The organism is Streptomyces sp. NPDC002754 (assembly GCF_053592315.1).
Map to the genome: position 1 here is coordinate 46546 of NZ_JBSFVM010000032.1, position 18056 is coordinate 64601.

Annotated in this window: 21 protein-coding genes and 1 pseudogene; 17 read left to right on the plus strand and 5 right to left on the minus strand. The window is 69.0% G+C overall.

Features of this window, described 5'->3' with window-relative positions; translation table 11 throughout:
* The first annotated feature begins 153 nt into the window (after positions 1 to 153).
* From ACWD2L_RS35235 to ygfZ, 3 genes are read left to right on the plus strand one after another with little or no spacing between them, the layout of a single operon-like run.
* Entirely contained in the window at positions 154 to 747 is a 594-nt protein-coding gene (locus tag ACWD2L_RS35235) for an FABP family protein (protein WP_351337784.1), read from the plus strand.
* A 16-nt stretch (positions 748 to 763) separates the two neighbouring features.
* Positions 764 to 1210: a Fur family transcriptional regulator gene (locus ACWD2L_RS35240; protein WP_351337781.1), complete on the plus strand. Its 447-nt coding sequence runs from the start codon at positions 764 to 766 to the stop codon at positions 1208 to 1210.
* Between the two features lie 54 nt (positions 1211 to 1264).
* Entirely contained in the window at positions 1265 to 2245 is a 981-nt protein-coding gene (gene ygfZ / locus ACWD2L_RS35245; protein ID WP_351337779.1) for a CAF17-like 4Fe-4S cluster assembly/insertion protein YgfZ, read from the plus strand.
* Between the two features lie 19 nt (positions 2246 to 2264).
* Here the strand turns inward: ygfZ and dtd are convergent, their stop codons facing one another.
* Positions 2265 to 2690, minus strand: coding sequence for a D-aminoacyl-tRNA deacylase (gene dtd / locus ACWD2L_RS35250; protein WP_351337777.1), 426 nt, complete (start codon positions 2688 to 2690; stop codon positions 2265 to 2267).
* Between the two features lie 272 nt (positions 2691 to 2962).
* On the opposite strand from dtd, the pseudogene ACWD2L_RS35255 reads away from it, so the two are divergent.
* From ACWD2L_RS35255 to ACWD2L_RS35265, 3 genes and pseudogenes are all read left to right on the plus strand, one after another.
* A pseudogene (locus tag ACWD2L_RS35255) lies at positions 2963 to 3536 on the plus strand (IS200/IS605 family accessory protein TnpB-related protein); the annotation flags it as partial.
* 161 nt (positions 3537 to 3697) lie between these two features.
* A complete protein-coding gene (locus ACWD2L_RS35260) occupies positions 3698 to 4315 on the plus strand; it encodes an RsiG family protein (RefSeq protein ID WP_451193136.1) in 618 nt (205 codons plus the stop codon).
* A gap of 226 nt (positions 4316 to 4541) precedes the next feature.
* Positions 4542 to 5834: a GNAT family N-acetyltransferase gene (locus ACWD2L_RS35265; RefSeq protein WP_451193138.1), complete on the plus strand. Its 1293-nt coding sequence runs from the start codon at positions 4542 to 4544 to the stop codon at positions 5832 to 5834.
* An 85-nt stretch (positions 5835 to 5919) separates the two neighbouring features.
* On the opposite strand, the gene ACWD2L_RS35270 is transcribed toward ACWD2L_RS35265, so the two are convergent.
* Positions 5920 to 6105, minus strand: a complete 186-nt coding sequence (locus tag ACWD2L_RS35270; protein WP_351337772.1) for a hypothetical protein — start codon at positions 6103 to 6105, stop codon at positions 5920 to 5922.
* Between the two features lie 165 nt (positions 6106 to 6270).
* Here ACWD2L_RS35270 and ACWD2L_RS35275 point away from each other — a divergent pair, with 165 nt between their 5' ends.
* Positions 6271 to 7263, plus strand: coding sequence for a winged helix-turn-helix domain-containing protein (locus tag ACWD2L_RS35275; protein WP_351337769.1), 993 nt, complete (start codon positions 6271 to 6273; stop codon positions 7261 to 7263).
* A gap of 35 nt (positions 7264 to 7298) precedes the next feature.
* On the opposite strand, the gene ACWD2L_RS35280 is transcribed toward ACWD2L_RS35275, so the two are convergent.
* A complete protein-coding gene (locus tag ACWD2L_RS35280) occupies positions 7299 to 7490 on the minus strand; it encodes a hypothetical protein (RefSeq protein WP_351337767.1) in 192 nt (63 codons plus the stop codon).
* A gap of 214 nt (positions 7491 to 7704) precedes the next feature.
* On the opposite strand from ACWD2L_RS35280, the gene ACWD2L_RS35285 reads away from it, so the two are divergent.
* The 4 genes from ACWD2L_RS35285 to ACWD2L_RS35300 all read left to right on the plus strand — a co-directional run bounded on the left by ACWD2L_RS35285 (position 7705) and on the right by ACWD2L_RS35300 (position 11289).
* On the plus strand, positions 7705 to 8592 hold the full coding sequence (locus tag ACWD2L_RS35285; protein WP_351337854.1) for a GntR family transcriptional regulator: 888 nt from the start codon (positions 7705 to 7707) through the stop codon (positions 8590 to 8592).
* A gap of 32 nt (positions 8593 to 8624) precedes the next feature.
* On the plus strand, positions 8625 to 9377 hold the full coding sequence (locus ACWD2L_RS35290; RefSeq protein WP_351337764.1) for an HAD family hydrolase: 753 nt from the start codon (positions 8625 to 8627) through the stop codon (positions 9375 to 9377).
* Positions 9378 to 9475: 98 nt separating this feature from the next.
* Positions 9476 to 10375 carry a winged helix-turn-helix domain-containing protein gene (locus ACWD2L_RS35295; protein ID WP_351337761.1) on the plus strand — a complete coding sequence of 300 codons (900 nt, stop codon included), beginning with the start codon at positions 9476 to 9478 and terminating at the stop codon, positions 10373 to 10375.
* A 32-nt stretch (positions 10376 to 10407) separates the two neighbouring features.
* Positions 10408 to 11289, plus strand: a complete 882-nt coding sequence (locus ACWD2L_RS35300) for a GntR family transcriptional regulator (protein WP_351337758.1) — start codon at positions 10408 to 10410, stop codon at positions 11287 to 11289.
* Here the strand turns inward: ACWD2L_RS35300 and ACWD2L_RS35305 are convergent.
* A complete protein-coding gene (locus ACWD2L_RS35305; RefSeq protein WP_351337755.1) occupies positions 11234 to 11998 on the minus strand; it encodes an HAD family hydrolase in 765 nt (254 codons plus the stop codon). The genes ACWD2L_RS35300 and ACWD2L_RS35305 overlap by 56 nt on opposite strands.
* A 163-nt stretch (positions 11999 to 12161) precedes the next feature.
* Between ACWD2L_RS35305 and ACWD2L_RS35310 the strand changes: the two genes are divergently transcribed.
* The 6 genes from ACWD2L_RS35310 to ACWD2L_RS35335 all read left to right on the plus strand — a co-directional run bounded on the left by ACWD2L_RS35310 (position 12162) and on the right by ACWD2L_RS35335 (position 16486).
* Positions 12162 to 13241, plus strand: coding sequence for a phosphotransferase (locus ACWD2L_RS35310; protein WP_351337752.1), 1080 nt, complete (start codon positions 12162 to 12164; stop codon positions 13239 to 13241).
* Between the two features lie 124 nt (positions 13242 to 13365).
* Entirely contained in the window at positions 13366 to 14187 is an 822-nt protein-coding gene (locus ACWD2L_RS35315; protein WP_351337750.1) for a hypothetical protein, read from the plus strand.
* A 36-nt stretch (positions 14188 to 14223) separates the two neighbouring features.
* Entirely contained in the window at positions 14224 to 14850 is a 627-nt protein-coding gene (locus ACWD2L_RS35320) for a TetR/AcrR family transcriptional regulator (protein ID WP_351337746.1), read from the plus strand.
* Between the two features lie 108 nt (positions 14851 to 14958).
* Entirely contained in the window at positions 14959 to 15384 is a 426-nt protein-coding gene (locus ACWD2L_RS35325; protein ID WP_351337743.1) for a helix-turn-helix domain-containing protein, read from the plus strand.
* A gap of 22 nt (positions 15385 to 15406) precedes the next feature.
* Positions 15407 to 16030 (plus strand): hypothetical protein, encoded by a 624-nt coding sequence (locus ACWD2L_RS35330; protein WP_351337740.1) that lies wholly within the window; start codon positions 15407 to 15409, stop codon positions 16028 to 16030.
* Positions 16031 to 16147: 117 nt separating this feature from the next.
* Complete coding sequence (locus tag ACWD2L_RS35335; protein ID WP_351337737.1) at positions 16148 to 16486, plus strand: DUF2516 family protein; 339 nt, start codon at positions 16148 to 16150, stop codon at positions 16484 to 16486.
* A gap of 34 nt (positions 16487 to 16520) precedes the next feature.
* Here ACWD2L_RS35335 and ACWD2L_RS35340 read toward each other — a convergent pair whose 3' ends face one another.
* Positions 16521 to 17972, minus strand: coding sequence for a PP2C family protein-serine/threonine phosphatase (locus ACWD2L_RS35340; protein ID WP_351337735.1), 1452 nt, complete (start codon positions 17970 to 17972; stop codon positions 16521 to 16523).
* Between the last annotated feature and the right edge of the window lie 84 nt (positions 17973 to 18056).

Genomic DNA, 18056 nt, shown 5'->3' on the forward strand with positions numbered 1-18056 from the left:
CCGCTCACCGAGGAGCAATCCCGTGCTTGAGGCCTTCTTCTCCACCCTTCTCGTCCTGGTCTGCGTCGGCGTCGTCGCCTTCGCGGGGCTGACCGTGAAGAAGCTGTACCAGGGCCAGCGCTGACCCCCCACTGAGAGACGTCTGAACCGCTCATGATCCAGATCCCGTCCGACCTGAACCCCGACCTCGTCCCCCTCGCCTTCCTCCTGGGCGACTGGGCGGGCGCCGGCGTCACCGACTTCCCGGGCGCCGAGAAGGCCAACTTCGGCCAGGAGGTCTCCTTCACCCACGACGGGCGGGACTTCCTGGAGTACCGCTCGTACACCTGGATCCTGGACGCCGAGGGCAACAAGGTGAAGCCCCTGGAGTCCGAGTCGGGCTTCTGGCGGATCTCCGCCGCCGAAGGTGACAAGCGCGCCAGCAAGGTCGAGGTCGTCATGGTCCGTGACGACGGCGTCGTCGAGGTCTGGTACGGCGAGCTCGCCGACAAGAAGCCGCAGATCGAGATCGCCACGGACGCGGTGGCCCGCACGGCCGCCTCCGGCCCGTACAGCGGCGGCAAGCGCCTCTACGGCTACGTCAAGAGCGACCTGATGTGGGTCGGCGAGAAGCAGACCCCCGAGGTCCCGCTGCGCCCGTACATGTCGGCCCAGCTCAAGAAGGTCGTCTCGCCCGAGGACGTCGCAGAGATGGCGCGCAACCTTCCGGACGACGCCCCGGACGACGGCATCGCGTTCTTCAAGTAGTTCTACACTCGTCGGTGTGGTGAGCACCGAAGGTATCGACTGGAAGAGCGATCTGCGGCAGCGCGGCTACCGGCTGACGCCGCAGCGCCAGCTTGTCCTCGAAGCCGTGGACACCCTTGAGCACGCGACCCCCGACGACATCTTGTGCGAAGTGCGCAAGACGGCGTCGGGGGTCAACATTTCGACGGTCTACCGGACCCTTGAGCTCCTGGAGGAGCTCGGGCTCGTCTCGCACGCCCATCTCGGGCACGGCTCGCCCACGTACCACCTCGCCGACCGGCACCACCACATCCACATGGTGTGCCGCGACTGTACGAACGTGATCGAGGCGGATGTGGACGTGGCGGCGGAGTTCACCGCCAAGCTGCGCGAGGAGTTCGGCTTCGACACCGACCTCAAACACTTCGCGATCTTCGGACGCTGCGAGAACTGTGCGAAGGACAAAGGGCGGACGCAGGAATAGCTAAGGCTCCGCAGGAATAAGCGCGTCCGCCCACTCGTCGTAGTGTGTGTGAACATGCAGCGACTTTCACCGAGCAGCCCCCTGCTGACCCTGCCCGGCGCCGTCCCCGCCGAGGGCGTGGACGAAGGCGTCGCCGCGCACTACGGCGACCTGTTCCGCGAGCAGCGCTCCCTCGCCGACGGGGCGGGCGTCGTCGACCTGTCGCACCGGGGCGTGATCACCGTCACCGGCGCGGACCGACTGAGCTGGCTGCACCTGCTGCTCACCCAGCATGTGGAGCAGCTGCCGCCCGGGCAGGCCACCGAGGCGCTGATCCTCTCCGCCAACGGACACATCGAGCACGCCCTGTACCTCGTCGACGACGGTACGACGATGTGGGCGCACGTCGAGCCGGGCACGCAGGAGGCACTCCTCGCGTACCTGGAGTCCATGAAGTTCTTCTACCGGGTCGAGACAGCCGACCGGACGGACGAGTTCGCCCTCGTGCATCTGCCGGCCGGGTCGATCGCGCCGGTGCCGGACGGGGTGGCCGTACGCGAGACACCGCACGGCCGCGATCTGTTCCTGCCGCGCGCCGACCTGGAGTCGTACGTGAGTGAGAACGGCCCAGCGGTCGGTCTGCTGGCCTACGAGGCACTGCGCGTCGAGCAGCACCGCCCGCGCTTCGGCTTCGAGACGGACCACCGCACGATCCCGCACGAGCTGGGCTGGATCGGCTCGGCCGTGCATCTGCAGAAGGGCTGCTATCGGGGGCAGGAGACCGTCGCCCGCGTGCACAACCTGGGGAAGCCGCCGCGGCGGCTCGTCTTTCTGCACCTGGACGGCAGCGAGGTGCACCTGCCGCCGCACGGCGCCGAGGTGCGGCTCGCGGCGGACGGCCCCGAGGGCCGGAAGATCGGTGTCGTGACGACCGCCGTACGCCACCACGAGCTCGGCCCGATCGCGCTCGCGGTCATCAAGCGGAACGTGCCGGCCGACGCGGAGCTCCTCGCGGAGGCCACGGCGGCGGCGCAGGAAATCGTCGTCGAGCCGTAGCCACTCCGTATGAGAGGGGCTACATCTCCAACAGCACCGTGAACGGGCCGTCGTTCGTCAGGGACACCCGCATCTTCGCTCCGAACCGGCCCGTCGCCACGATCGCGCCGAGCGCCCGCAGCTGCGCCACGACCTCGTCGACCAGAGGCTCGGCGACGGGTCCCGGCGCGGCGGCGTTCCAGGTGGGGCGGCGGCCCTTGCGGGCGTCTCCGTAGAGGGTGAACTGACTGATCACGAGCAGCGGCGCGTCGATGTCGCTGCACGACTTCTCGTCGCCCAGCATCCGTACCGACCAGAGTTTGCGGGCCAGTTGGGCCGCCTTCTCCTTGGTGTCCTCGTGCGTGACCCCGACGAGGACGCACAGCCCCTCCCCCTTGATCTCGCCGACGACCTCGTCCTCGACGACGACGCTCGCGCCGTCCACCCTCTGCACCACTGCTCGCATACGGCCATCATGCCGTGCGCCGATTTTCGTGCCGCGCAAGGGGTTTGCGCTCTTGGTCGAACGTGGGTTTGTGGGTCGAATGGGTGACCTTGTGGGTGGTGGGTCGTTGGGTGGGGTGTCGGGTCGTCTGAAGGTGGATTGGGGGTGAAGTGGTGGGCGGGTTGCGGGAGTTGGTGGCGCCGTTCGTGGTGTCGGGTCCGTCGGGGGTGGCGGTGCGGACCCGGCTGAAGGGGCTGTCCGCGCGGGACGTGGCGGTACTGGAGCGGGTGGGGGCGCTGACCCGGGTGCTGACCTGGGCGAAGGCCTGCGGCGTGACGGCGATCGCCATCGAGGACCTCGACTTCGCAGCGGAGAAGAACCGGGAGAAGCACGGCCGCAGGAAACGGTTCCGTCAGCTCATCTCCGGCGTGCCCACCGGCAGGCTGCGGGGCCCGGCTGACGTCGATGGCCGAGGCCACCGGCATCGCGATCATCGCCGTGGATGCGGCCTACACCAGCCGCTGGGGCACCCAGCACTGGAAGAAGCCAATCACCACGACCACCCGCAAGACGACCGGTCACGATGCGGCGAGCATCGCGATCGGTAGACGCGCCCAGGGACACCCGATCCGGCGACGGACGGCACCGCCCCGCGACGACCAGAGCGATCGTCGCGGGCATCGGACCGCCCAGGCCCCACCGGAGGTTCCCGGGCGTGAGGGACTCCGCCCCCGCATCCCCGGACCACGGACACGATCCGTGCCACCGGACGCGGCGCGTACGCGGGCGACCAGGACACCCAACGCCGTTCGGGATGTCCGCAGCGGCCAGGAATGGGTCCAACACTCACTCCTGCTCACTGAATAGGAACGGTTTGACATACTCCCCAACCCCCCATCCGGGGCGGATCTGGGGCACTCGGGCCCGAATTGGCCACTGGGAGTGGCACGATGCTGACACGCGGTGCGTCGGTGGCGTGCGGCGCGGTCCGGTCGAGGGGACGGTAAGCAACCATGGATACCCATGCCATGAGCCACACAACGAGTACGGGGCTGCCAGGGCAGCCCGTATCGCTGACGCACAGGGAACGGGTGGCCCCGCTGACCCGTCCGCCGGCCCAGCGGACCGACAGCCCGGAGCTGCCCGCCGCGCCGGCCGTCGACCTGTCGGCCCTGCGGCTGCCGGAGCTGCGCACGCTGCGCCGCGGCTCGCAGCAGAACGAGGCGGACCTGAGTTACGTACGACGCCTGCTCCAGGGCCGCATCGACATCCTGCGGGCCGAGCTGGACCGGCGGAAGGACCCCGAGGCGCCGGTCGTGGACCGGCTGTCGGAGATCCTGCGGGACCAGCCGACGAGCCACCGGTCCTCCGCCCGGCACGTCACACTCGGCACGCCGCTCAGTGACGAGTCCCGGCGCCTCGCGCAGGAGATGCTCGCCGAGGTCGAGCTCTCCGACCTGGTCGCCCGCACGGACGACGAGCTGCTCGCGGCGATGGGCCGCCTCGTCCGCTACGAGCAGCAGGTCTCACGCCGCCGCCACCAGCTGCAGCGCACGGCGGACAACTGCAGCGCGGAAATCGCTCGCCGCTACCGAGCCGGTGAGGCCCAGGTCGACGACCTGCTCACGAACTCGACAGGCGAGTGATCATCTAGCCCGCTTCTCGTACGGGAGGCGGCGGGGTGCGGGCAGGTCAAGCCCCGCCGGCGGGTGGGCATTTCAAGCCCCTGCGGCGTTTGAGCAGCGGGGTCCGGGGCGGAGCCCCGATCTTTTCCAGCCCCGCCGGCGATTGAGGCGCGGGGGCCGGGGCGGAGCCCCGTGGCGGGGGGTTAATGCGGCGACACGTGCTTCGGGTCCGGCTTAGCGTGAGCGTATGAGCAACCGTGACGCCACCCCCGACGACCGCGAAGCGACAACCGTTCGGGCCATCACCGAGGACGAGTTGCCCGACTGGTCCCGCGCCCTCAACACCGGTTTCCTGCGCCCCCCGACCACCTCCCCGCAGACGGTCGCGAAGCGGCGCGCACACTTCGACCTCACCCGCACCCGCGCCGCCTTCGCCCCCGCCGGAGGCCCCGGCACCCGGCAGGTCGCCACGTTCCGCTCCTTCGCGCAGGAGCTCACCGTGCCGGGCGGCGCCACCGTCCCCACGGACGCGATCACCAACGTCACCGTCAGCCCCACGCACCGCCGCCGCGGACTGCTCAGCCGCATGATGGCGGCCGACCTCGCCGAGGCGAAGGAACGCGGCGACGTCGCGGCGACGCTGATCGCGGCGGAGTACCCGATCTACGGACGCTTCGGATTCGGCCCCGCGGCCACCGCCACCGTGTGGGAGGTGGACGTACCGCGGGCCGGCCTCGACCCCCGCTGGGCGGGCCCGGACGACGGCGGCCGCGTGGACCTGGCGGACCCGGAGGAGGTGCGCAAGGTCGGCCCGGAGCTGCACGCGCGGCTGCGCACCCGCGTCGCCGGCGTGGTGTCGCGGGACGAGCACTGGTGGCAGTACAACACCGGCCTGTGGCCGGCCCCGGAAGACCCGTGGACGGAGCCGTACTACGCGGTGTACCGCAACGCGCGCGGCGAGGTGGAAGGGCTGGTCGACTACCATGCCGACGACCGCTGGGGCGATGCCAAGCAGCCGCTGAACACGGCGCGGGTACGGCAGTTGATCGCCACCACCCCGGCCGCCGAGCGCGCCCTGTGGACGTATGTCTGCTCCGTCGACTGGATCGCCACCGTGCGGTCCGGGCTGCGCGCCCCCGACGACTTGCTGCCGCACCTGCTGCCGGACCCGCGCGCCGCCCGCATCGTGACGCAGGCGGACTTCATGTGGGTGCGGATCCTGGACGTCGCGGCGGCCATGGAAGCGCGCTCGTACGACACCAGTGGGGAGGTCTCGTTCGAGGTGCTCGATCCCGCGGGGCTCGCGGGTGGACGGTTCACGTTGACGGCGGCGCCCGGCGGGGCGGTCTGTTCGCCGGGCGCCGCCTCCCCTCAACTCACTGTCGGCGTAAGTGAGTTGGGGACACTGTGGCTGGGTGACGAGTCAGCGGTGCGGCTCGCCGCCCTGGGACGGCTTGTGGAGCACGAGGAGGGCGCCGCCGCCGGGCTCGGCGCCCTGCTGCGGACCCCGCGGCGGCCGTGGTGCCCCGATGTGTTCTGAGCCGCTGTGTTCTGAGCCGCGACCCCGTTCACGTACGACGTACTGACCGACCGGGCTCCCGGCTCCCCTCCGGAAGGGAGCCCGGTCAGCCGCTCTGGGCGAGCAGCATCACGAGGATGACGGCCCCGATGCCGCTGAGCGCGGTGTTCTTGGCCTTGAGGCCGATGGAGAGAACGATGAAGGCGATGATGCCCATCGGCCCGTACTTCCACTGGATGAGCTGCTCGAACCCGATGGCGAGTGCGGCGACGACGATGGCGAAGAGCGGCATTGTCCTACCTCCTTCAGGACCTGTGGTCCTCGTGGTGACCAACTTCAGGTCCCCCGACCATGTCCGGGAAGTTGGTCACCAACTCAAAGGTAGTTATCTCCATTGAAGAGCGGCTCATAACCACCTTCACGTCAACTCCCCAAAGATGGCGGGAAGTTGTAGGGTTTGGCTGTGAGTGGGGAGCATGCCGCCGTCAACGGACGGCCCAGGTCACAGCGGGCGCGAAACACGTACCGCGAAGTGGCCGACGCGCTGCGCGACCGGATCACGTCCGGTCGCCTGGGTCCCGGCCAACGGATGCCTACGCAGGCACAGTTGGCGGGCGAATTCGGTGTGGAGCGCTCCGCCGTACGCCAGGCGCTGCGCATTCTGCAGTCCGAGAACCTGTTGGTGAACGCCTCGAAGGGCAGCCCTGCCACGGTCGCGCGGCACCCGCGGCCCGCGCTGCACGGCCCCGAGGTGCCGCCGCAGCCGACCATGGTGACGCTCGCTCCGCGGATCGCCGAGGCCTTCGAGCGGGCCGACGTGGAGATCGACGCCCTGTGCCTGACGGCGGTCTCGCTGACGCTCGCGATGGGCGAACCGCTGCGCCTCATCCACGAGGGCCGTACGAAACCGGCCAGGGTGCGGGTCCGCGTGCTGCTGCCGAGCCGGGACATCGACCTCGCGTTTCCCGCGCCCGCGCCCGCGCCCGCGCCTGCGCCGCCGGCCGCCGAGCCCGTGTCACGGGCGGCGGAGGCCTCAAGGGTGGCCGGGGCCTCGCGGGCGGAGGCGGCGATGGGCGGCAGGCTGCGGCGCGACTGGCTGGCGCAGCGCAACGCGCAGGGGCAGGTGCTGCGCCACAATCTGCTGGCGCTGCGGGCCACGCACAACATGGACGTCACGGTGGAGTTCCGCGCGCTGCCGTTCACGCCCCCGGTCAAGCTCTACCTGCTCAACAGCGACGAGGCGCTCTTCGCGTACTACACGCTGGCGAGACGCGGCGAGCAGATCGACCACGAGCGGGTGGACGTGTACGACGCGCAGGGCGTGCGGCAGATGCTCTTCGCGTTCGAGCACGGTGCGGGGCTGCGCGACACGACCTTCGTGGAGCAGTCCCACCTGTGGTTCAACGGACTGTGGAACACGATCAGCCAGGACCTGACGCTGAGCTCGTGACGTGGTCCCGCGGCAGGCCCTCGCTCTCGCCGCGGTCAGTGCAGCGCGGGCCCGGCCACCGTGAGCGCGAGCAGTACGCCGCCCAGCGAACTACAGGTGGCGTTTCGGGCCTTGGCGCCGACGGCGAGCAGCAGCAGGCCCGCGAGGCCGGCCGGGCCGTAGTGCCACTGTGCGAGCTGTTCGAAGGTGATCACGAACACCGCGGAGAGGAGGCTGAGAATGGACATGGTGGTTCCCCCGGCTTCGGCGTTGCTTCGCTGATGGGCCTTACTTGGTCTCCTTCGCTGCCACCATTGGCCACCTTCTTCCAAGTTGGCGACCAACTGCACTGGAGTTGTCCCCACTTGGTCGTGGTATATAAACGAGAGGTCGACAACTCTCACCAAATCAAGGTGAGTTGTGCCGTTTGGTCGGGACCCAGGGGAGCAGGGCGTGGCGGACATGGCAGACGCGACACTGAACGGCAGGAGAAGGCTCACGGCCCCGGAGATAGCCGACCAACTCCGCGAGCGCATCAGGGCGGGCAGCCTGAAGCCGGGCGACCAACTGCCCACGCAGGCCACGCTCGCCGACGAGTTCGGCGTCGAGCGCGGCACGGTCCGTCAGGCGCTCCAGCTCCTGGAGACGGACGGGCTGCTGAGCAAGCGCAGCAAGGGCAGCCCGCCGCGCATCGCACCGGGGACCGCCGCGCGCGACGAGCCGCAGCCCTCCATGGTCGCCCTCGCCCCCCGCCTGGTGGAGGCCTTCCACGCCCCACATGTGCGTATCGACGCGGTCTGCATGACCTCGGAGACCCTGATGCTGGCGCTCGGCGAGCCGCTGCGCCACATCCACGAGGGCCGCATCCGCCCCGACTCCCTCGACGTACGCATCCTACTGCCCAGCCGCGACATCGACCTCGCCTTCCCGGTCCCGGTCCCGGGCGCCGGCGAGGGCGTCGACCACGACGAGTCGGTCGCAGTGCACGACCGTTGGCTCGCCACGCGCAACGCGCAGGGCCAGGTGCTGCGCCACAACCTGCGCTCCCTGCGCTCCTCGCACGACATCGACGTGCGGGTGACCTTCCGCGCCCTGCCCTTCACCCCGCCGGTCAAGCTCTATCTGCTGAACCAGTCCGAGGCCCTGCTCTCGTACTACATGGTCACGCGGCGCGAGGAGGAGATCGACAACGACACCAAGTTGGAGATGTTCTCGGCCACCGGCACGCAGGCCCTGCTCTTCTCCTTCGAGGAGGGGGCGGGCCACCGCGACCGGACCTTCGTGGAGGAGTCGCAGAAGTGGTTCGACGCCCTCTGGGAAACCATCACCTCCGACCTGACACTCTCCTAGTGACTTCAGAGACGACGAAGCAGACTGTTCCGGTGGCAGAAGAGACCGATTCAAGCCGGGAAACGACCGAACAGGGCGATGTACGCGAGGCGGGCACCCTGGCCGAGCTGATCACGGGCGCCCGCCATGTCCTCTTCGACTTCGACGGGCCGATCTGCCGGCTGTTCGCGGGCCGCCCGGCGGCGGGGATCGCGCGGCAGCAGGTGGACTGGCTGGACGCGCAGGGCCTGGGCGACGTGCTGACGGCCGAGGAACGGGTCGATGTGGATCCGCACGCCGCCCTGCGCCGCCTGGGCAGCGCGCGGCCCGACAGCGATCTGGTCCTGGAGATGGAGAGCCGACTCACCGAACAGGAGCTGCGCGCGGTCGGCTCGGCCTGGCCCACGGAACACGTGGACCCACTGATCCGCACCTGGACGGCGGCCGGCGCCCGCCTCGCCATCACCACCAACAACTCCGCCGAAGCGGCCCGCCGCTACATCGCGAGCCGCGGCCTGTCCGGCTGCTTCGAACCGCACATCTATGGCCGCACCCGGAACCTGGCCCTCCTCAAACCGGACCCGTACTGCCTGACCCGCGCCATGTCGGCGATGGGCGCGGCGCCCGGGACGACCCTGATGATCGGCGACGCGGCGACGGACCTGACCGCCGCACGTCAGGCCGGTGTCGCATTTCTCGGCTACGCGCGACATTCCCGCAAGGAGCACGTCCTGCGGGATGCGGGGGCCCGGCAGGTGACCGCGACCCTGGAGCCGATCATCGACATCCTGCGGGGCCACGGCTGACCTGCGATTCCCCCAACCCCTGCGGCAAACCGGGTGGAGTTGGCAGCCAACTGCCGTAGAGTTGTGAGGACTTGGTCGGGGGGTGAGGGGAGATCGCCGTGGCGAACGCGAATACAGAGCCCGCCCCCGGACTCGCTCCCAGACCCGCCGCCGAAGAGATCGCCGACACGCTGCGCAAGCGCATCTACGACGGCGAACTCACCTCGGGCGCCCGTCTGCCAACACAGGCCGCGCTCGCCCGTGAGTTCGATGTGGAGCGGGGAACGGTCCGCAACGCGCTGCAACTGCTCCGCTCGGACGGCCTCTTGACGAACACGGGCAAGGGCAGCCCGCCCACGGTGTCCCGCCCCGAGCGCGCGCTCCTGCCCGGCGCGCAGACCGCCCGCAGCATCCTGGGCCCACGCCTGGTGGCTGCCTTCGAGGCCCCGCACGTCTACGTGGACGTGGCCAGCCTCACCGGAGAAACCCTGGTGACAGCCCTCGGAGAGCCGCTGCGGAAGGTCTACGAAGGGGCACTGCGACCGAAGTCCGTACGGGTCCGGATGGTGGTGCCGAGACTGGGTGAGGACGTCGACTACCCCGCGCCCGCGGCCGGCTGGGGCCACGACGACAAACTCGACGAGGCGGTCAGGCGCCGCGGCCGCGTCCAGTGGACCTCGCAGCGCATGGTGCTGGACAAGGCCTTCATGGGCCTGCGCGACCTCGACATCGACGCGAGCTTCGAGTACCGCTTCGTCTCCGGCGTCCCGACCCGGAAGGTCTACCTCCTCAACCGGCAGGAGGTACTGGTCGGACACTACGTCCCGGCCCGGTTCGAGCGGGAGATCGACGACTACGAGGGGGCGGACACGGTGGAGCTCGTGGACGTGGCGGGCTTCGAAACCGGCATGCTCGCTTTCGGCCGCGCGAACGGCCCGGACCAGGCCGCCTTCGTGGACGGCGAACAGGCGATGTTCGACGGGCTCTGGGAGCACGTGGCGAGGCGTCGTCAGACCTGAGTGTGCCGCCCGGCCGACGGAGGTAACTACCCATGGTGACCGGTAGCCATATCGGGGCGAGCGGTGGAAAAGAGGTCTTCCGTGTCGTGGAGGAGCTGCGAACCCGCATGGCCGGAGGCTTCTATCCGCTCGGTTCCCCGTTGCCGCCCCAGAGGGCGCTGGCCGAGGAGTTCGAGGTCGCGCGGGACACGGTGCAGCGCGCCCTCGGCCAGTTGCGCGAAGAGGGCTGGATCGAGTCGAAGCAGGGCAGCGGCACCCGTGTCGTACGCGCTCAGAAGGCCCAGTCGTACACGGCGCGGGAGGCAATAGAGGGCCGGGTGACGCTGCGCGGGTTCTTCGACGAGGCGTTCGCGAACCCCGAGGTCGTGCTCGACGTGTGCACGCTGACGTCGGAGTCCCTCGACATGCAGGTGAAGGGTCAGATCGAGCGGATCAGGCTCGGGGAAGTGGGGCCCCGGAGCATCGCCATCCGAATGCTGCTGCCCGACGAGTCACTCGATCTGCCGTATCCGCGAGCCTTGGACGATCCTGACGGGCAGCTGACCGCCGCGTTGAAGGAACGGCTGCTGGGGATCACGCGCCGGCACAGCTCGTCGATACAGGTGGAGCTGCGGCAGTTGGAGGCCGAGGGGCTCGTGGAGTCCGCGAGCATCGAGATCCGGCATGTGATGCTCACGCCGACGTCGAAGCTGTACCTGGTCGGTGGCGAGCAGGCGCTGCACGGCCCGTACGAGGTCATCGAGCGGCCGATCGTCCTCGACGACGAGGTGACGGTCCAGGCCCTCGACGTGTTCGGCCTCGGCGCCCAGCTCACGCACTACGTCAAGAATGAAAACCTGGACTCGCGCGGGTCGGTCTTCATGAAGAGCTGGGAGTCGTGGTTCGACTCGGTGTGGGAACGCTTGGCGTACTGAAGTCGTCGCTGGTCACGGCAGCGAGCACCGGTTCCAGCGAAGTGAACACCAGGCGGGCCCCCTGCGTAGTCATCTGCTTGAGTTCCTCACGGTCCTCGGTGCACCCGACGAACGTCATGCAAGCCGCTTGAGCAGCCTGAAAGTCCGATGCCTTGTCGCCTACGAGAAGGCACCGCGAAGCGGGCAGGCCGAGTTTCTGTGCCGCATCCAGGAGAGTGTCGGGAGCGGGTTTCATCTTGCTGATGTCGAGGGGGTCCCGGCCGCACACGGCCGTGCCAAAGGCGGCTCTCATCCCGTGTTCTCCGAGAAACTCGAGAATCGGCTCTCTGGCGTTGTTGCTGGCGATAGCCAAGTTCTTGTCCGCTGCGACCAGATGGGCAACCAAAGCGCCGATATGTGGCGTCGCCGACGCGGAGCCGACCGCTTCCGTCTCGAACTTGGTGACCATGTCGGTCACCCGTCTGACGACATCAGATGACGCGCCACGCAGTTCCTTCAGGAGGTCGTGCGTGTCGGTGACCTTCGCGAGCGGTGGTGGCAGTCGGTCGGTATCCCCCCAGACAGCCGCTTTGATGGCTGCGGTCTGCGGGGCAGTGCCCTGCGGGAAGAGCCGGCACACGGGGCCGTCGAAGTCGAAAATCACGCCATCGGCCCGCCGTAGCGCCGTGCGCAGTGCGTCCCTCTCGGAAACGCCACTTGCATCGCTCATCTGGCAAGTGTGGACCAGACGGCATACGTCGGCCAGCACATCAGTGACCCGAGTGGCTGCGGGGCGTTGACGATGAGGAGTAATTTGCTGCCTGCCCGAGCGGCCGGATCACAGCCCTGCGGAGAGAGTGCGAACGATGGTACGAACTGCGCCCACGCGGGGCATGCGGAAGGCTCTGGAACTGAGCTCTGATGAGCAGGCGATCGAGGGACCGCTCAAGGGTTTCCATCATGAGACGTATGTGTTGCCGCTGAACCGCCCTCCCGCCGGCGAGGGGCAGGGAAGGTGGAAATGCAGGGAGCCGCGGGAAGGCCTCTTCTGGTTCGACCGGCGGTGTTTCATGTCCGAAGAGGAACTCATCGAGGCGCTGGCGTCGCGTGTCACGCGAATCCCGGGCCTCATCAAGGTCGATGACATCCGGCTGCAGCGTTTTGTCGAAGGAAGAACGCTGGGAAATCTGTATGCGGCCGGGACGGCTGTGCCTCATCGTTTGGTCGCGGACCTCATGGTCCTTTTCCAGGAGCTGTCGGCCATCCGGCCGCAGGACCTGCCCATCGAGCGCAGATGCGACGGGGATAAGGGTGTCGTGGACGGTGACACGGAGGTCTTCCTTCAGCGCCTTGTTCGCTTCGTGCAGGAGGACGTCTACGCATCTCATCAGGACGCGTTCGGCGACCTGTTCGAGGCTCTGGGGGTGGGTGAGGAGTCGTTCGACTCGTTGCACAAGCTGGTGCAGGGCACGCAGGAACGCCCCTTCTCCCTGCTGCACGCGGACCTGCACCGGGAGAACCTCATTGTCGACAGCCTCGGCAAACTCTGGTTCATCGACTGGGAGTTGGCGATGTTCGGTGATCCGATCTATGACCTGGCCACCCATCTGTACTTGATGCGCTATCCGGCGAAGCAGGAGCGTGAGGTCATCACATGGTGGCGGTCGAGTGTGGAGCGAGTCCGTCCCCACAGCTCCAGAGGGCTCGAGGAAGATCTGCCCAAGCTGCTGGGATACAAGAGGGCCCAGTCCGTCTTCACTGACGTCATCCGTGCGGGCCTTCGCCTCGATGCCGTGCCGCACGGGCACGCCATGGGTTCGGAAACGCTGGCCAGGTCCGCGCGCAAGGTGAGCGCCGTTCTGGGGGCTGCCGCGGAACCTCTGGGGCTCACCGACGTTCCTTCGGCCCAGAAGGTTGCGGGAGTGCTCGCGGGCTGGCTGTCCGGATCGAAGGGGCAGCGCAACTACCTCTAGAGGAAGCGGGGTTGAAGGTACTGGCAGCCGGGATGACCATCGCTGTATGACTCGAGGCGGGGGCGGTTCAAGCAGGAGTTCCGGAACAGGGGAACAGAGATCCTTCACGGCGAGGTTTCGTCCAGTGGTCGTGCGTGCCGCGCTGGTGGCCGTCTTCCTCACCGGACTTGCGGCGAGTTTCGTCAAGCCGTTCGCGGATTTCTTGGAAGGGCGGGCGCTTCTGGGTGGTTCGCTGCTCAGCGTGGTCGCTCTTCTACTGTATGAGGCGATCGTGGACCTGAGAGAGGCGGTCGATCGGCGCCCCGTTCCACGTATCACGGTGTCGTCGGACGAACTCAAGGTGCGAGTCGACGCCGCCTTCTCGGCGCGTGAGGTGGAGATCCGGTTCCTCGGTTACACGGGGGAGACCCTCGTGAGGGGTATCGACCAAGGCTTGCGTCGCCTGCTGGACGGCGGCCATGCCGTGGAGAGCATCAGCATCCGGCTTCTGATACCGGATTTCAGCAGGCCCATGGTGGTCCCCTCACTCGTCGGCGAGGCCCGCAGGCCGGTCGACGATGAGCGGTACCGGCGAAGGCTCGTCGACAAGGCGAGTGATTTCGAGGCGATGCTCAACTGCGCGGTGGACAGTTTGCGCTTGCGAGGGCGCCTGCCAGAAAGCGCTCTGTCCTGCGAATACCGCGTGTTTCAAGGCTTCCCCCGCGACAAACTCGTGATCCTCAACGGCGAGACGGTCCTGCACGGTCTCTGTGACGTGCGAACGACCCGGCCCATGGGAGGCAAGGACTATTACGATCCGGAGGGAGCGAACACCTCATTGGTGGAGGTGGCTCGACGACGGGACGGGTCGGCGGCGGGGCACGGGGTCGACACTTGGGCCGCGCACTTCGACGGGCTGTGGGAGCTTGCGGCGCCCCCGCCATGGAGTGAAGCGAACCGGTCGTGACTCCTCGGCCCGACGGCGGTGCGTACCCTCCTCCCCATGACCGCCCGCACCCCCGGCCTCCGCGAACGCAAGAAGCAGCGCACCCGGCAGACCCTCTCCGAGACCGCCGTTCGACTCTTCATGGAGAAGGGGTACGACAACGTGTCCGTGGCCGAGGTCGCGGCCGCGGCCGAGGTGTCGAAGCCGACGTTGTTCCGGTACTTCGCGTCCAAAGAGGACCTGGTGCTGCACCAGTTCGCGGACCACGAGGACGAGGCGGCGAGAGTGGTCGCGGGGCGGGGCGAGGGGGAGTCGCCGCTGGCCGCGCTGCGGTGGCATTTCCTGGAGGGGCTGCGGCGCCGCGACCCGGTCACCGGCCTGTGCGATCACCCGGCGGTGCTCGCGTATCAGCGACTGCTGTACGGGACACCGCAGTTGGTGGCGCGACTGTACGGGTACCAGGAGCGGTCCGAGCGGGCACTCGCACAGGCGCTCGGCGGGACGGCGGTGCAGGCGCGGATCGCGGCCGGGCAGATCGTCGCCACGCAGCGGATCCTCGCCGAGGGGAACGCACGGCGGATCGTGGCCGGTGAGTCCGCCGACGAGCTGGAGGCGACAGCCGTGAGCACCGCCGAGCTGGGCTTCCGGCAGCTGGGGGAGGGGATCGGGCGGTATTTCGGGTGACCGGTGGGGGCGCCGTCGCACTGATTTCGTGGCGGGTCCGGTGTTGGGTGGGACACTTTTGCAAGCGGGTGCTTGCAAAAGTTAGCGTGGGTGCGGCACCATCGGGGTATGGCATCGCTCAACGTCGGAAGTCTCGGCGAATATCTGCGCGAGCAGCGTCGCAACGCGCAGTTGTCGCTCCGTCAGCTCGCCGACGCCGCCGGGGTGTCCAACCCGTACCTGAGTCAGATCGAGCGCGGGTTGCGAAAGCCGAGCGCGGAGGTTCTGCAGCAGGTCGCCAAGGCGCTGCGGATCTCCGCGGAGACGTTGTACGTGCACGCCGGCATTCTCGACGCCGAGCGGGAGCGGACCGAGGTGGAGACGCGCGCCGTCATCCTCGCCGACCCCTCGCTCAACGAGCGTCAGAAGCAGGTGCTGTTGCAGATCTACGACGCCTTCCGGCACGAGAACGGAAGCGGCGCGGACGGCGAACACGGCGAGCAAGGCGACGACGAGCACGAGCAGGGCGATGCCGAGCCCTCAAGCAGCAGTTGATGTGATCCGGGAGGACCACGCCATGGCCATCAAGGACGACCTGCGCAAGACCCTCACCGACCCGACCCCGCTCTACTTCGCCGCCGGCACCGCCGAGCTGGCGTACCAGCAGGCCAAGAAGGTGCCGGGGATCGTCGAGCAGCTGCGGAGCGAGGCGCCCGCCCGCTTCGAATCCGTGCGGCAGACCGACCCGAAGGATGTGCAGGAGAAGGCGACCACCCGCGCCAAGGAGGCGCAGGCCACCCTCACGGCGAAGGTGAACGAGCTGGTCGCGGGCCTCGACACCGATCTGAAGAAGTTCGGCGAGAGCGCCCAGGAGTTCGCGCTGCGCGGCGTCGGCTACGCGGCCGAGGCCGCCGTCAAGGCGCGCGAGACGTACGAGAAGGTCGCCGAGCACGGCGAGGAGGCCGTGAAGACGTGGCGCGGTGAGGCTGCCGACGAGATCGTCGAGCTCGCCGAGGCCGTCGAGCCCGAGCCCGAGCCGGAGGCGAAGGAGGCCGCCGACGTCAAGGACGCCTCGGCCGCCGACGCGGACAAGCCGGGTACCGCCAAGAAGACCACCGCGGCCAAGAAGACCACCGCGCCGAAGAAGACGGCCCCCGCGGCCAAGAAGACCGGCTCCGGCACCACGCCGCCTGCCAAGTAGCGGCCACGCCGACGGGCCGGGCACTTGTGGAGTGTCCGGCCCGTTGTGCGGGTACCGTGGCGGTCAGGTCCTTCAAGAACTGTTCAAGAAGACGATTCTGGTGGTGGCGTTGTGCTGATGCAGGGGTTCGCCAGTGTGATGTGGCTGCTGAGCACGGCGCTGATCATCTTCAGCGGCTTCGCGTTCATCGACGCCGCAGTGCGGCGCGAGGACGCCTACCGTGCGGCGGACAAGAAGACCAAGCCGTTCTGGCTGATCATCCTCGGGATCGCGTTCGTCGTGAACCTGCTGTTCCCGATCCTGTCGTTCCTGCCGATCATCGGGCTCGTCGCGACCATCGTGTACATGGTGGACGTGCGGCCCGCCGTCAAGCAGATCGGCGGTGGTGGCGGGGGCAGCAAGCGCCGCGGCTCCAGCAGCGACGGACCGTACGGCCCGTACAACGGCGGCCGCTGAGCCCGGACCTCACGGCGGCCGCTGAGCCCGGACCTCACCGGTCGAGCAGCAGTACCGCCACGTCGTCCGTCAGATCGCCCCCGTTGAGGTCGCGCACCTCGTTCATCGCGGCCTCGAGCAGCGCCTCGCCGGTCAGGCCCTGCGCGCGCTGACGGCGGATCATCTCCACCATGCCCTCCTGGCCGAGTCGCTGCCTGCCCTGGCCGATCCGGCCCTCGATCAGGCCGTCCGTGTAGAGCATCAGGCTCCACGAAGGCCCCAACTCGACCTGCATGCGCGGCCACCGCGCCTTCGGCAGCAGCCCGAGGGCCGGCCCGTTGTTCTCGTACGGGAGCAGGCCCGCGGGGCGGCCGGGGGTCGCTATCAGCGGTGCCGGGTGGCCCGCCAGGCACAGGCCCGCGCGCCGGCTGTCCGGCGAGATGTCGACCGTGCACAGCGTCGCGAAGATCTCGTCGTCCGCGCGCTCGTGCTCCAGGACCTGCTGGAGGGTGGAGAGGAGCTCGTCGCCGCACAGGCCCGCGAACGTCAACGTCCGCCAGGCGATCCGCAGTTCGACGCCGAGCGCCGCCTCGTCGGGGCCGTGCCCGCAGACGTCGCCGATCATCGCATGGACCGTGCCGTCGGGCGTGCGCACCGTGTCGTAGAAGTCGCCGCCGAGCAGCGCGCGCGAGCGGCCCGGACGGTAGCGGGCGGCGAAGCGCAGCGGTGAACCGTCGAGCAGCGGCTTCGGCAGCAGGCCGCGCTCCAGGCGGGCGTTCTCCTGCGCGCGGAGCCGGGACTCGGTGAGCCCCTGCTGCGCGATGTCGGCGCGCTTGCGCTCGACCGCGTACCGGATGGCCCGGCCGAGCAGCCGGGAGTCCAGCTCGTCGCGCATCAGGTAGTCCTGCGCGCCCACCCGGACCGCCTCCGCGCCGCGCTCGGCGTCGCCCGACGTGGTCAGGGCGAGCACGGCCCGGCGCGGGGCGAGGCGCAGCAGGTGTCGCAGCGTGCCCAGCTCGTCGTGGTGTTCCGGCGCAGTCCCGTCCGGCTTCGCCTTGTCAGGCGTCGTCCTGTCCGCCTTCGCGCCGGGCAGCGCGAGGTCCAGCAGGACGCAGCTGACGTCGTCGGTGAGCAGCCGCTCGGCCTCGGTGAGGTTGCGCGCGGTGCGCACGCGGATCGGCTTGCCCACGGCGTCGGGCATCTCGGGGATGCTGAGGGAGCCCGCCGGGTCGTCCTCTATGACCAGGATCGTCAGACCGGTGGCGTCACGCTCGGCGGGTGCCGACTCGTGAGCGGGGTCCTCGGCCGGTGCCTCCCGGCCGCGCTCGGCGCTCTGCGGGTCGTTCTGTATGTCGTTGGCATCGAGCTGTACGTCGTTGGCGGCGGGGCGGTGGGTGATCGGCCGCTCGCCTCGCAGGTCGTACGTGTCGGTCGTGGTGTGCGCGTCCTGAGCCTGACCACTTTCCACGGCCGGGATGGCTCTCTGCCGCGGTACGGGTACGGGCATCGCTTCGGTTCCTTCCCTCCCCCCGAGGGCACGGTGGGACGAAGGTCCTCGCACCACCGACGGGGACCTTAGCGGTAGCCGACG

Excerpts from the sequence above, each read along its gene's own strand:
- ACWD2L_RS35235 (WP_351337784.1), top strand. The coding sequence starts at position 154 with ATGATCCAGATCCCGTCCGACCTGAACCCCGACCTCGTCCCCCTCGCC.
- ygfZ (WP_351337779.1), top strand. The coding sequence starts at position 1,265 with ATGCAGCGACTTTCACCGAGCAGCCCCCTGCTGACCCTGCCCGGCGCC.
- dtd (WP_351337777.1), bottom strand. The coding sequence starts at position 2,690 with ATGCGAGCAGTGGTGCAGAGGGTGGACGGCGCGAGCGTCGTCGTCGAG.
- ACWD2L_RS35260 (WP_451193136.1), top strand. The coding sequence starts at position 3,698 with ATGAGCCACACAACGAGTACGGGGCTGCCAGGGCAGCCCGTATCGCTG.
- ACWD2L_RS35265 (WP_451193138.1), top strand. The coding sequence starts at position 4,542 with ATGAGCAACCGTGACGCCACCCCCGACGACCGCGAAGCGACAACCGTT.
- ACWD2L_RS35270 (WP_351337772.1), bottom strand. The coding sequence starts at position 6,105 with ATGCCGCTCTTCGCCATCGTCGTCGCCGCACTCGCCATCGGGTTCGAG.
- ACWD2L_RS35280 (WP_351337767.1), bottom strand. The coding sequence starts at position 7,490 with ATGTCCATTCTCAGCCTCCTCTCCGCGGTGTTCGTGATCACCTTCGAA.
- ACWD2L_RS35285 (WP_351337854.1), top strand. The coding sequence starts at position 7,705 with ATGGCAGACGCGACACTGAACGGCAGGAGAAGGCTCACGGCCCCGGAG.
- ACWD2L_RS35300 (WP_351337758.1), top strand. The coding sequence starts at position 10,408 with ATGGTGACCGGTAGCCATATCGGGGCGAGCGGTGGAAAAGAGGTCTTC.
- ACWD2L_RS35305 (WP_351337755.1), bottom strand. The coding sequence starts at position 11,998 with ATGAGCGATGCAAGTGGCGTTTCCGAGAGGGACGCACTGCGCACGGCG.
- ACWD2L_RS35310 (WP_351337752.1), top strand. The coding sequence starts at position 12,162 with ATGCGGAAGGCTCTGGAACTGAGCTCTGATGAGCAGGCGATCGAGGGA.
- ACWD2L_RS35320 (WP_351337746.1), top strand. The coding sequence starts at position 14,224 with ATGACCGCCCGCACCCCCGGCCTCCGCGAACGCAAGAAGCAGCGCACC.
- ACWD2L_RS35325 (WP_351337743.1), top strand. The coding sequence starts at position 14,959 with ATGGCATCGCTCAACGTCGGAAGTCTCGGCGAATATCTGCGCGAGCAG.
- ACWD2L_RS35330 (WP_351337740.1), top strand. The coding sequence starts at position 15,407 with ATGGCCATCAAGGACGACCTGCGCAAGACCCTCACCGACCCGACCCCG.
- ACWD2L_RS35335 (WP_351337737.1), top strand. The coding sequence starts at position 16,148 with ATGCAGGGGTTCGCCAGTGTGATGTGGCTGCTGAGCACGGCGCTGATC.
- ACWD2L_RS35340 (WP_351337735.1), bottom strand. The coding sequence starts at position 17,972 with ATGCCCGTACCCGTACCGCGGCAGAGAGCCATCCCGGCCGTGGAAAGT.